Genomic DNA, 12,361 nt, shown 5'->3' with positions numbered 1-12,361 from the left:
GCCTCCAGACCGACCTTCGCCTTGAACTCGGCCGTGTGTACCCGACGTTTTTTACCTTCACTCATTTGCTGTCATCCTTTCACGGACCACAGCTTAAACCATCGTCTCAGATTCGGGATCCACTATAGTCCTCAGCGCAAAGTTGGTGGAAGGGTCGGCAGGTCTGGCGTTCTGACGCTCGTCTATGATGCTTTCTGGCTTTTTGGCGGGGCTATTTTTATCATTTGCCCATTCAAACAGAGGTACACCTTTAAATTTCCCCTTGTTGTAATACTCGAAAAATTCTTTGTTTTTGTCGGTATTCTCCAGTCCTTTTAGTATTTGCCAATCCGCCGCAACCCTTAATTCGCGCAACGCCTCCTGCCTGATCGTGCACACGCCCACCGCCACGTCATACGCCAGCGCCTTCTGCGCATGCTCGGGATTGGTCATGATGGTCGAGTGATCGGTGGCGTGGGTGTCGATGTTGGCGGCCAGGTAGGTCTGAATTTCGTTCTTGCGCCAGGCATTGAATTCCTTGCTAGCCTCCTCCGGCTTGTCCACCGCCGTCACAGGCTTGCCTTTTTCGACCAAGCCGTCGCGCCTGGCCTGCATGCGCAGCATGGCGTTCTGTTCGTAGCGCAGCGCCGCCTCGGTTTGCGCATTGCCCTTGCCCTGGGAACGGTAGGGCGCATACGCGCCATCGGCTTCGGCGGCGCGGTCCTTGTGCAGGGAGTCGGCCGGGGAATCGCAGCCTTCGTCAAACTGATCGCTGATGTCGGCAAAGCGCTTCGAGTGCGGCAGGAATGCCTCGGGCAGCTTGGGCGCCTTCATCGGCAGCCGCCAGGACTTGGGCGGCAGGGCGTTGATGCGCGTGCCGGCAGCCTTGGCGAGAATGATGGCGATGGGCGCGAACAAAAAGGTCAGTATCTTGCGCCCGATGCCTTTGCTGGCCCGCATGCCCTTTTCAATCGAGTACTCGGCGACCAGCGAACGCGGGTGCCAGAAATCGAGGCTGCCCGGCGTCAAGGGTTGGCCATTGTGCTGCCAGATATTGTAGTCCTTTTCATTTTCCAGGCCGACAAGGTGATTTTGCGCAAACACGCGCTGGGTGAAGACGCCTTCGCCGCCCGACTCGGCAATTTCCTGCGCCGACATGCCGCGCCAGCCTATGCCCTGCACGGGGGTGGCCGAAATCACCTGGTCATGCGGATTGAAATACAGGGTGACCCGGCCATAGGTGGAGCCATGCAAACCGTAGTCTGCGCGGTCGAACGCGGCCGTATAGCTGTGCTTGCGTTCAGGCTTGCGATTGGCGCTGCACTCGTCGACAAAGGCGGCATCCTGCTGCATTGCCGAGCGGGTGCGCAAGATGTTGAAAAACGCTTTCAAGGTTTGCGTGCGGGCTTCATACTTTTGCCGGCCCGTGTTGCCATGCTCATCCTTCAAATGGCCGCTGACCCAGTTTTCCGTAAAATTGCTATCGAGCAGGCTGTAGGGTGGATTGCACAGCACATAACTGTCGGCCACGGCGGACGGCCCCAGCCTTTCACCGAGAAAGGCGGCCGCCATGGCCACCATATTGCCCTGGCTATGGCAGACGATGGTGACGGGCGCGTCGTGCTGGCAAGCGCGTATCGATTGGACGAGCCGCGCCAGGCGCCAGGCGGCAAACACGAAATACGGGCGCGGCGGGCAGGCATACACTTGCCGGTCATTCGTCGGGTTCATGTGCTGGATATGCATCCACAGGAACAGTTCCTCGGACAAGCCCTGGCCCCACAGGTCAGGCAGGGCGCTGCAGCCGTTCGCGAACGGTCCGCCGCCCCAGTCATTCTTTTCGTTGAGATAGATGCCGTCGCCAAATGCCTGCAATTCCTCGCCGTTGGCCTTGTAGCCCCAGCGAAAGCGGATCACGGGCGAATTGGCGTCGTCCGCCTGCAGGAAGGTTGTGGCGTTGCGCTTGGGATTGAGGAAACCGTCGTCCGTCAATTCGCGCGCGTAAGTGGCGGCCTGCATCTGCCCGGAGGCCGGGCCGGGGATTGTCAGGTCCTCATCGCGGCGTTTCAGGCGCGTATTCAGGTCGTCGCACAGGCCTTGCTCGGCTTGCTCATACCATTCACCGTCGGAATTGACGCCGTGCACAAAGATGACGATGCCGGGACGCGGCAATCGCGTGACGGCCTTGAGCAGCGCGTGGCTGAACAATGTTGTGCCTTCGGCTTCGGCCAGCAGCATGCAGTCAGCGCCTGGCGTGTCGTCGGAAACCATGCGTGCGCTCCCTCAGTGTTAATCAGGAAAAAGCGGCGCCCAAGTGAACCTAGGCAATCTGCACTGTAAGCGGATTGCCCGGGGTAGAACTTGCGTGGTGTCAAGAAAGGCGGTGCGGCGGGCCGAAGCGCCGGGGAAATCAGATCGCGTTCAGCGGTATTTTGAGGTAGCGCACGCCGTTGTCTTCCGGCTCGGGCAGTTTTCCCGCGTTGATATTGACCTGGATGGCGGGCAAGATCAATGTCGGCATGTCGAGCGTGGCGTCGCGGCCCGTGCGCATGGCCACGAATTGTTCTTCCGAGATGCCGTCGTGCAAGTGGATGTTGCTGGCGCGCTGTTCGGCCACCGTCACTTCCCAGCGTGGCGCGCGGCCGTTGGGCGGGTAGTCGTGGCACATGAACAGCCGCGTTTGCGGCGGCAGCGCCAGCAGGCGTTGCACGGAGCGGTACAGCAGGGACGCGGAGCCGCCTGGAAAGTCGCAGCGGGCCGAACCCACGTCTGGCATGAACAGGGTGTCGCCGACGAAGACGGCATCGCCGATCTGGTAAGCCAGGTCGGCCGGCGTATGACCGGGCACGTGCAGGGCGCGCACTTCCAGCTTGCCGATATGGAACACCTGGTCGGGCGCGAACAGCTGGTCGAACTGCGAGCCGTCGGCCTTGGCGTCAGCCTGGTGGTAGACGGCGGCGAAGGCTTGCTGCACCGTCTGGATGGCAGCGCCGATGGCCACGTCGCCGCCCAGTTGTTGCTGCAGATAGGGCGCGGCGGAGAGATGATCGGCGTGCGCGTGGGTTTCCAGCAGCCAGCGGCATTGCAAGCCGTGTTCGCGCACGAAGGCGATCACCTTGTCGGCCGACGTGGTCGAGGTGCGGCCCGCCTTCGGGTCGTAGTCGAGCACGGAATCGATGATGGCGCAGTCCAGGCCATCCGCTGCGTACACAACATAGGTGACGGTGGCGGTGGCGGGGTCGAAGAAAGCTTGGATTTGTGGAGTCATCGCGGCGGCAAAGTACGGACAGGGAAGGGCATTATATCGCCAGAGTGGGCTAAAAAAATGGTGAGAATTGACATTGAACATGCGAAAAACAGATAAGCGGGCATGCCTGGACACGTTGCAGTCGTGCGCGCCCTGGCGCTTGCTGCGTGGTAACCTCATTCAGACAAGGAGGAATTCATGAACGATATCATTGCACGCAGCGAACAGTACCGAGGTTTTACGATTTCCGTGACCCCGCAAAAGGACAACGACGATTTATGGGATTTTACCTACCACCTGCAGCGCGAGGGCGAGAGCGCGGCGCAAGCGATCACGCGCAGCCGCACCCTGGGCGGCTACGCGGCGCCCGAGACGGCTTGCACGGCCGGCATAGAAGTGGCCAGGACAGAAGTAGATAATCTGCTGCGTCCTTGAATCAGCGTAAATCGTTTAGCCCGAAAGTCAGCGTGACAGCACGCTGGCGCGTGAAACACGTCGCTAGCGGTCGCGCTTCATGCTACGCTTTCCACTATTGAGTCAGTCACAAGGAGGCACCCCATGGAAAACAGTTCTAAAATTCACTATAAAGGCTGGGAAATCGTTCCCCTGGCCGTGCCCACCACCGACGGAAAATGGTCGGCCAGTTGCGACATCGAACGCGCCACCGCGGAAGGCCTGGAAGTGTTCGAAGGCTCGACCATGCAGTTCGTGCGCGACGACGAGGATGGCGCGATTGCCGCCGCCTGCGAAGAAGCCGTGCGCCAGATCGACAACATCATCGCCAACCCGCTGGTGCGCCTGGCCTAGTTTTTTTCAGTCTCATTGCGTTCCTGCAGCCGGCGCCCGCCGGCTGTTTTGCATGTGGCGCGCTGCAAGGTCTGCGTCCAGCCAGGTATTTCAGAGCCTGTTGCATGGTTCAATATGATGTTTCATATGAAACGTTTGAAACATTATTGAAACATCGCTGACCTCCATCGTGACATCGCTGTTCCCTTGCGTGACACTGCACGCACGCTGCTGGCGGGCCGTTTTCCCCTTAGTTCACTGTGCATAGGCGTACTTTCCGGGTATCCGCGCGGCCCTGGCACGGCACTTGCAATACTGATGTTCATAGCAAGTCCATGAAACATTCGGGACGACCCGAATCCCATAAGGTGAACACATGACTCAATACTCCGCAGGTGCCGCATTCCGCAAGGCCGTCCAGGAAGAATCTCCGTTGCAAGTCGTCGGCGCCATCAACGCCAACCACGCCTTGCTGGCCAAGCGCGCCGGTTATAAAGCCATTTATTTGTCCGGCGGCGGTGTCGCGGCCGGCTCGCTGGGCTTGCCCGACTTGGGCATTTCCAGCTTGGACGACGTGCTGACCGATATCCGCCGCATCACCGACGTGTGCGACCTGCCGCTGCTGGTCGATGCCGACACGGGCTTCGGTTCATCCGCCTTCAACGTGGCGCGCACCGTGAAATCGATGATCAAGTTCGGCGCTGCCGGCCTGCACATCGAAGACCAGGTAGGTGCCAAGCGCTGTGGCCACCGTCCGGGCAAGGAAATCGTCAGCAAGGAAGAAATGGTGGACCGTATCAAGGCGGCCGTCGATGCGCGCACGGACCCCAACTTCGTCATCATGGCGCGCACCGATGCGCTGGCCGTCGATGGCCTGGAAGCGGCACTGGAACGCGCCGTCGCCTGCGTCGAGGCGGGCGCCGACATGATCTTCCCGGAAGCCATCACGGACCTGGACATGTACGCCACGTTCGCCAAGGCCGTCAATGTGCCTATCCTGGCCAACATCACGGAATTTGGTTCCACGCCGCTGTTCACGCTGGACGAACTGCGCAGCGCCCATGTGGGCCTGGCCCTGTACCCGCTGTCGGCTTTCCGCGCCATGAACAAGGCTGCCGACAACGTCTACCGCGCGCTGCGCCGCGACGGCACGCAAAAGAATGTCGTCGACACCATGCAGACGCGCATGGAGCTGTATGAATCGATCAATTATCACGACTTCGAGCAAAAACTGGACGCGCTGTTTGCCGCGCAAAAGAAATAAGTAAAGAAGCAGGGACCGCACGCCGGTCCCGCAGTGACGCACCCGAGACTATTCAATTTGGAGAACACAATGACCGCACCGCAAGTCGCTACTTTCAAGCCTAAAAAATCCGTCGCCCTGTCCGGCGTTACCGCCGGCAACACGGCGCTGTGCTCGGTCGGCAAGACCGGCAACGATTTGCACTACCGCGGCTATGACATCCTGGACGTGGCCGACAGCTGCGAATTCGAGGAAATCGCCTACCTGCTGGTGCACGGCAAGCTGCCCACGGCGGCCGAACTGAAAGGCTACAAGGCCAAATTGAAGTCCTTGCGCGGCTTGCCGTCGGCCGTCAAGTCGGCCCTGGAAGCGCTGCCAGCCGCCGCCCACCCGATGGACGTGATGCGTACTGGCGTGTCCGTGCTGGGCTGTACCTTGCCGGAAAAAGACGACCATAACGCGCCGGGCGCGCGCGACATCGCCGACCGCCTGATGGCGTCGTTCGGCTCCATGCTGCTGTACTGGTACCACTACAGCCATAACGGCAAGCGCATCGAGGTGGAAACGGACGACGACTCGATCGGCGGCCACTTCCTGCACCTGCTGCACGGGGAAAAGCCGTCGGCGTCGTGGGAAAAAGCCATGCACACCTCGCTGATCCTGTACGCGGAACACGAATTCAACGCTTCCACCTTCACCAGCCGCGTCATCGCCGGCACGGGTTCGGACATCCATTCGGCCATCACGGGCGCCATCGGCGCACTGCGCGGCCCGAAACACGGCGGCGCGAACGAAGTGGCGCTGGACATCCAGAAGCGCTACGACAATGCCGACGAAGCGGAAGCGGACATCCGCGAGCGCGTGGCCAACAAGGAAGTGGTGATCGGCTTCGGCCACCCCGTCTACACGATTTCCGATCCGCGCAATAAAGTCATCAAGGAAGTGGCGCGTTCGCTGTCGCAGGAAGCGGGTTCCACAAAAATGTTCGACATCGCCGAGCGCCTGGAATCGGTCATGTGGGAAATCAAGAACATGTTCCCTAACCTGGACTGGTTTTCGGCCGTGTCGTACCACATGATGGGCGTGCCGACGGCGATGTTTACGCCGCTGTTCGTCATTTCGCGCACCTCGGGCTGGGCCGCCCACATTATCGAGCAGCGCATCGACAACAAGATCATCCGCCCGAGCGCCAATTACGTGGGCCCGGAAGACCTGGAATTTGTGCCGATCAAGGATCGCAAATAATGAGCACCGCAATGAGTACCCCCGTGAATACGCTGTACCGCAAGCCCTTGCCAGGCACCCAGCTAGACTATTTCGACACGCGTGCCGCCGTCGATGCAATCGAGCCAGGCGCCTACGCCACCTTGCCCTACACCTCGCGCGTGCTGGCCGAAAACCTCGTGCGCCGCTGCGACCCTGCCACCTTGAACGCTTCCCTGAGCCAGTTCATCGAACGCCGCCGCGACCTCGATTTTCCATGGTTCCCGGCCCGCGTCGTCTGCCATGACATCCTGGGCCAGACGGCCCTGGTCGACCTGGCAGGCTTGCGCGACGCCATTGCGGCCCAGGGCGGCGACCCGGCCTTGGTCAACCCGGTGGTGCCGACGCAGCTGGTAGTCGACCATTCTCTGGCCGTTGAATGCGGCGGCTTCGACCCCGATGCCTTCGCCAAGAACCGCGCCATCGAAGACCGCCGTAACGAAGACCGTTTCGACTTCATCGACTGGACCAAGAAAGCCTTTAAAAACGTCGATGTGATCCCGCCGGGGAACGGCATCCTGCACCAGATCAATCTGGAGCGCATGTCGCCCGTGATCCAGGTACAAAATGGCGTAGCCTATCCCGATACCCTTGTGGGTACGGATTCGCACACGCCGATGGTCGACGCGCTGGGCGTGATCGCCATCGGCGTGGGCGGCCTGGAAGCGGAAAGCGTGATGCTGGGCCGCGCTTCGTGGATGCGTTTGCCCGACATCATCGGCGTCAAGCTGACGGGCAAGCCGCAGCCGGGCATCACGGCCACCGATACCGTGCTGGCGCTGACGGAGTTTTTGCGCAAGCAGAAGGTCGTCTCGTCTTACCTGGAATTCTACGGCGAAGGCGCATCGCACCTGACCTTGGGCGACCGTGCCACGATTTCCAACATGGCGCCGGAATTCGGCGCCACGGCCGCCATGTTCTACATCGACGCGCAAACCATCAAGTATTTGAAACTGACGGGCCGCGACGACGAGCTGGTGAAGCTGGTGGAGCTGTATGCGAAGGAAACGGGCTTGTGGGCCGACAGCCTGGTCGACGCGCAATACGAGCGCGTGCTGAGCTTCGACCTGTCGTCCGTCGTGCGTAATATCGCCGGGCCGTCGAATCCGCACAACCGCGTGCCGACGTCGGAACTGGCCGCGCGGGGGATTTCCGGCGTGGTGGAAAACGAGCCGGGCAAGATGCCGGACGGCGCAGTCATCATCGCGGCCATCACCAGCTGCACGAATACGAACAACCCGCGCAACATGATCGCCGCCGGTTTGATCGCGCGCAATGCGAACCGCCTTGGCTTGACCCGCAAGCCGTGGGTGAAATCCTCGCTGGCGCCCGGCTCGAAAACCGTGGAACTGTATCTGCAGGAAGCGGGCCTGATGACCGAGCTGGAGCAACTGGGCTTTGGCGTCGTGGCGTTTGCCTGCACCTCGTGCAACGGCATGTCGGGCGCGCTCGATCCCGTCATCCAGGATGAAGTGGTGTCGCGCGACCTGTACGCGACGGCTGTCTTGTCGGGCAACCGCAACTTCGACGGCCGCATCCACCCCTACGCGAAACAGGCTTTCCTCGCTTCGCCGCCGCTGGTGGTGGCCTACGCGATTGCCGGCACCATCCGCTTCGATATCGAAAAGGATGTGCTGGGCATCGCCCCGGACGGCAAGCCGATTCTACTCAAGGATATCTGGCCGTCCGACGAGGAAATCGACGCCATCGTTGCCTCCAGCGTCAAGCCGGAGCAGTTCCGCAAGGTGTACATCCCCATGTTTGCCGCGCAGGTGGATGACGGCATCAAGGTCAGCCCCCTGTACGACTGGCGTCCGAATACCACGTACATCCGCCGTCCACCGTACTGGGAAGGCGCGCTGGCCGGCGCACGCCCCTTGAAAGGCATGCGTCCGCTGGCCGTCCTGGGCGATAACATCACCACGGACCACCTGTCGCCATCGAACGCCATCATGCTCGATAGCGCAGCTGGCGAATACCTGGCGAAAATGGGCTTGCCCGAGGAAGACTTCAATTCCTATGCCACGCACCGGGGCGACCATTTGACGGCGCAGCGCGCCACGTTTGCCAACCCGACCCTGAAGAACGAGATGGTCATCGAGGACGGCAAGGTGAAGGCGGGTTCGCTCACGCGCATCGAGCCGGAAGGTACGATTTCGCGCATGTGGGAAGCCATCGAGGTGTACATGGAGCGCAAGCAGCCATTGATCATCATCGCCGGCGCAGACTATGGCCAGGGTTCCTCGCGCGACTGGGCTGCCAAGGGCGTGCGCCTGGCCGGCGTGGAAGCCATCGTGGCCGAAGGTTTCGAGCGCATCCATCGCACCAACCTGGTGGGCATGGGCGTGCTGCCGCTGGAGTTTTTAGCAGGCGTGAACCGCAAGACTCTGGGCCTCGATGGCAGCGAAACCTACGACGTCGTGGGCGAGCGCACGCCGCGCTCCACTTTGACCTTGCTGATCCATCGCAAGAACGGCGAAACGCTCGAAGTGCCCGTCACCTGCCGCCTCGATACGGCGGAAGAAGTGTCGATCTACGAGGCGGGCGGCGTTCTTCAACGCTTCGCGCAAGATTTCCTCGAGTCGTCCAAGGCAGCGTAAGCAACTCGTCATTCACCGGGTGGCGCGCAGGCGCGCGCTGCCCGGCTTTTCAGGAAATCTCATGACCCACGTACCCCAAATTAAAATCCCCGCCACCTATATGCGTGGCGGCACCAGCAAGGGTGTGTTCTTCCGCCTGCAGGATTTGCCCGCCAGCGCGCAAGTGCCGGGCGCGGCGCGCGACGCGCTGCTGCTGCGCGTGATCGGCAGCCCCGACCCCTACGGCAAGCAGATCGACGGCATGGGCGGCGCCACCTCCAGCACCAGCAAGACGGTGATCCTGGCAAAAAGTGCCAAGCCGGAGCATGACGTCGACTACCTGTTCGGCCAGGTTTCCATCGACAAGCCCTTTGTCGACTGGAGCGGCAATTGCGGCAACCTGTCCGCTGCCGTCGGCTCGTTCGCCATTGCCAGCGGCCTGGTGGACGCTGCGCGCTTGCCGCGCGATGGCGTGGCCACGGTGCGCATCTGGCAAGCCAATATCGGCAAGACCATCATCGCCCACGTCCCCGTGACGCAGGGCGAAGTGCAGGAAACGGGCGACTTCGAGCTCGATGGCGTGACCTTCCCTGCCGCCGAAGTGAAACTCGAATTCCTCGATCCGGCAGCCGAGGAAGAGGGTGGCGGTGGGGCCATGTTCCCTACCGGAAACCTGGTCGATGACCTCGACGTACCCGGCATCGGTGTATTGAAAGTCACGATGATCAACGCCGGCATCCCGACAATTTTTGTCGATGCGCATGCCATCGGCTACACGGGCACGGAACTGCAGGATGCCATCAATGGCGACCCGGCCACGCTGGCCCGCTTCGAAACTATCCGCGCGCACGGCGCCTTGCGCATGGGTTTGATTTCCCATCTGGATGAAGCGGCGAAACGCCAGCACACGCCGAAAGTGGCCTTTGTCGCCAAGCCGGCCAGCTATGTTTCGTCCAGCGGAAAACAGGTGCAAGCGGGCGAGATCGACCTGCTGGTGCGCGCCATGTCCATGGGCAAGCTGCACCACGCCATGATGGGCACGGCGGCTGTCGCCATCGGCACGGCGGCAGCCATTCCCGGTACCCTGGTGAACCTGGCGGCGGGCGGCGGGCCACGTAATAACGTGCGCTTCGGCCATCCGTCCGGCACCCTGATGGTAGGCGCGGAAGCGGCGCTGCTCGATGGCCAATGGAGCGTCACCAAGGCCATCATGAGCCGCAGCGCACGCGTGCTGATGGAAGGGCTTGTGCGCATTCCCGGCGACGCGTTTTAGGAAGAAATACGCAGGCAGATGGTAGGCAGATGACACACGGGCGGCACGCATAAAGCTGCGCCCAGGCGCGACACAGATTGCACGCATACCGGAGGAGACATGAATTTCGCAGCATTTTATCAACGCTCGATCGACACGCCAGACGTTTTTTGGCGCGAGGAAGCGGAAAAGATCGATTGGCATACGCCGTTTTCGCAAGTGCTTGATTATTCCCGTCCGCCGTTCGCCAAATGGTTCGTCGGCGGCACCACCAATTTGTGCCACAACGCCGTTGACCGCTGGGTGGACAGCCAGGGCGATGTGGCCGCGCTGATCGCCATTTCCACCGAAACCAATACCGAGCGCACCTACAGTTTTCGCGAGCTGCAGCGCGAAGTGGAGCGCTGCGCCGCCATCCTGCAGTCGCTGGGCGTGGTCAAGGGCGACCGCGTCCTGATCTACATGCCGATGATCGCCGAGGCGGCCTTCGCCATGCTCGCTTGCGCCCGCATCGGCGCCGTGCATTCCGTGGTGTTCGGCGGTTTTGCCGCCAACAGCCTGGCCAGCCGCATCGACGATGCGCAGCCCAAGCTGGTGTTTTCCGCCGATGCCGGTTCGCGCAATGGCAAGGCGATTGCCTACAAGCCGCTGCTCGACGAAGCCATCCGCATCGCCGCGCACAAGCCGCAGCAGGTGCTGCTGGTCGACCGCCATCTGGTGCCGATGGAACTGACGCCGGGCCGCGACGTCGATTACGCGACTCTGCGCGAGCAGCACCTGGATGCGCAGGTGCCCGTCACCTGGCTCGAATCGAACGAGCCGTCGTATGTGCTGTACACCTCGGGCACGACGGGTAAGCCGAAGGGCGTGCAGCGCGACGTGGGCGGCTATGCGGTGGCGCTGGCGTCGTCGATGCAGTACAACTTCTGCGGCAAGCCCGGCGAAACCTTCTTTGCCACCTCGGACATCGGCTGGGTGGTGGGCCATTCCTATATCGTGTATGGCCCGCTGATCGCCGGCATGGCCACCGTTCTGTACGAGGGCTTGCCGATCTATCCCGATGCGGGCATCTGGTGGAGCATCGTTGAAAAATACAAGGTCACGCGCATGTTTTCGGCGCCCACGGCCATCCGCGTGCTGCGCAAGCACCCGGTGGAACTGATGCGCAAGCACGACCTGTCTTCCCTGAAGGCGCTGTATCTGGCGGGCGAGCCGCTCGATGAAACCACGTCGCAGTGGATCGCCGATGAACTCAAAGTGGACATCATCGACAACTACTGGCAGACGGAGACGGGCTGGCCGATCTTGTCGGTGGCAAAAGGCTTGGCCGATACGCCGACGCGCCTGGGCAGCCCGGGCCTGGCCATGTACGGCTACCAGGTCAAGCTGCTCAATGAGGCGACCGGCGAAGAATGCGGCGCCAACGAGAAGGGCGTGCTGGTGCTGGAAGGCCCGCTGCCACCGGGCTGCATGCAGACCGTGTATGGCGATGACGAGCGATTCGTCGACACCTACTGGTCCACCTTCAGCGGCCGACAAGTGTATTCCACCTTCGACTGGGGCGTGCGCGACGCGGACGGCTATTACTTCATCCTGGGCCGCACCGATGACGTGATCAACGTGGCCGGCCACCGCCTGGGCACGCGCGAAATCGAGGAAAGCATTTCCAGCCATCCAAACGTGTCGGAAGTGGCGGTGGTGGGCGTGGAAGACAAGCTCAAAGGCCAGGTGGCGATGGCCTTCGTAATCCTGAAAAACCCGCAGGGCTTCGATAGTGCCGAAGCGAAAGCGGTGCTGGAACGCGAAGTGATGGCCGTGGTCGACCGCCAGCTGGGCGCCGTGGCGCGGCCCGCGCGCGTGCTGTTCGTGGCGCAGTTGCCGAAGACGCGTTCGGGCAAGCTGCTGCGCCGCTCGATCCAGGCCATTTGCGAAGGCCGCAGCCCGGGCGACCTGACGTCAATGGACGATCCGGCATCGCTGCAGCAGATTCAGGCTGCATTGGTGTAAGCGCC

At 61.7% G+C, this 12,361-nt stretch carries 9 protein-coding genes; 7 read left to right on the top strand and 2 right to left on the bottom strand.

Translation table 11 applies throughout. The features are described 5' to 3' along the window. Window positions 1–93: 93 nt before the first annotated feature. Together CSZ94_RS21970 and CSZ94_RS21965 are read right to left on the bottom strand one after the other, a co-directional pair. Window positions 94–2,250: a T6SS effector phospholipase Tle3 domain-containing protein gene (locus tag CSZ94_RS21970; RefSeq protein WP_102123471.1), complete on the bottom strand. Its 2,157-nt coding sequence runs from the start codon at window positions 2,248–2,250 to the stop codon at window positions 94–96. A 139-nt stretch (window positions 2,251–2,389) separates the two neighbouring features. After that, on the bottom strand, window positions 2,390–3,247 hold the full coding sequence (locus CSZ94_RS21965; protein ID WP_102123470.1) for an MBL fold metallo-hydrolase: 858 nt from the start codon (window positions 3,245–3,247) through the stop codon (window positions 2,390–2,392). A gap of 177 nt (window positions 3,248–3,424) precedes the next feature. On the opposite strand from CSZ94_RS21965, the gene CSZ94_RS21960 reads away from it, so the two are divergent. The 7 genes from CSZ94_RS21960 (at window position 3,425) to CSZ94_RS21930 (ending at window position 12,356) form a co-directional block, all read left to right on the top strand. Next, window positions 3,425–3,661 carry a hypothetical protein gene (locus tag CSZ94_RS21960; protein WP_102123469.1) on the top strand — a complete coding sequence of 79 codons (237 nt, stop codon included), beginning with the start codon at window positions 3,425–3,427 and terminating at the stop codon, window positions 3,659–3,661. Between the two features lie 123 nt (window positions 3,662–3,784). After that, window positions 3,785–4,033, top strand: a complete 249-nt coding sequence (locus CSZ94_RS21955) for a hypothetical protein (RefSeq protein ID WP_096236077.1) — start codon at window positions 3,785–3,787, stop codon at window positions 4,031–4,033. Window positions 4,034–4,388: 355 nt separating this feature from the next. Beyond that, window positions 4,389–5,276 carry a methylisocitrate lyase gene (prpB, locus tag CSZ94_RS21950; RefSeq protein ID WP_096236075.1) on the top strand — a complete coding sequence of 296 codons (888 nt, stop codon included), beginning with the start codon at window positions 4,389–4,391 and terminating at the stop codon, window positions 5,274–5,276. Window positions 5,277–5,345: 69 nt separating this feature from the next. Beyond that, window positions 5,346–6,500, top strand: coding sequence for a bifunctional 2-methylcitrate synthase/citrate synthase (gene prpC, locus CSZ94_RS21945; RefSeq protein ID WP_071076692.1), 1,155 nt, complete (start codon window positions 5,346–5,348; stop codon window positions 6,498–6,500). A gap of 23 nt (window positions 6,501–6,523) precedes the next feature. Next, on the top strand, window positions 6,524–9,118 hold the full coding sequence (gene acnD / locus CSZ94_RS21940) for a Fe/S-dependent 2-methylisocitrate dehydratase AcnD (RefSeq protein WP_102123473.1): 2,595 nt from the start codon (window positions 6,524–6,526) through the stop codon (window positions 9,116–9,118). Between the two features lie 61 nt (window positions 9,119–9,179). Beyond that, the gene (gene prpF, locus CSZ94_RS21935; protein WP_102123468.1) at window positions 9,180–10,370 is read left to right on the top strand and encodes a 2-methylaconitate cis-trans isomerase PrpF; all 1,191 of its coding nucleotides are present in this window, start codon (window positions 9,180–9,182) and stop codon (window positions 10,368–10,370) included. Window positions 10,371–10,469: 99 nt separating this feature from the next. Further along, entirely contained in the window at window positions 10,470–12,356 is a 1,887-nt protein-coding gene (locus CSZ94_RS21930) for a propionate--CoA ligase (RefSeq protein ID WP_102123467.1), read from the top strand. The last annotated feature ends 5 nt before the right edge of the window (window positions 12,357–12,361 follow it).

Source organism: Janthinobacterium sp. ROICE36 (assembly GCF_002869965.1).
Lineage (GTDB): Bacteria > Pseudomonadota > Gammaproteobacteria > Burkholderiales > Burkholderiaceae_D > Janthinobacterium.
This window is presented reverse-complemented; position numbering and strand designations above follow the sequence as displayed.

Excerpts from the sequence above, each read along its gene's own strand:
- CSZ94_RS21970 (WP_102123471.1), bottom strand. The coding sequence starts at position 2,250 with ATGGTTTCCGACGACACGCCAGGCGCTGACTGCATGCTGCTGGCCGAA.
- CSZ94_RS21965 (WP_102123470.1), bottom strand. The coding sequence starts at position 3,247 with ATGACTCCACAAATCCAAGCTTTCTTCGACCCCGCCACCGCCACCGTC.
- CSZ94_RS21960 (WP_102123469.1), top strand. The coding sequence starts at position 3,425 with ATGAACGATATCATTGCACGCAGCGAACAGTACCGAGGTTTTACGATT.
- CSZ94_RS21955 (WP_096236077.1), top strand. The coding sequence starts at position 3,785 with ATGGAAAACAGTTCTAAAATTCACTATAAAGGCTGGGAAATCGTTCCC.
- prpB (WP_096236075.1), top strand. The coding sequence starts at position 4,389 with ATGACTCAATACTCCGCAGGTGCCGCATTCCGCAAGGCCGTCCAGGAA.
- prpC (WP_071076692.1), top strand. The coding sequence starts at position 5,346 with ATGACCGCACCGCAAGTCGCTACTTTCAAGCCTAAAAAATCCGTCGCC.
- prpF (WP_102123468.1), top strand. The coding sequence starts at position 9,180 with ATGACCCACGTACCCCAAATTAAAATCCCCGCCACCTATATGCGTGGC.
- CSZ94_RS21930 (WP_102123467.1), top strand. The coding sequence starts at position 10,470 with ATGAATTTCGCAGCATTTTATCAACGCTCGATCGACACGCCAGACGTT.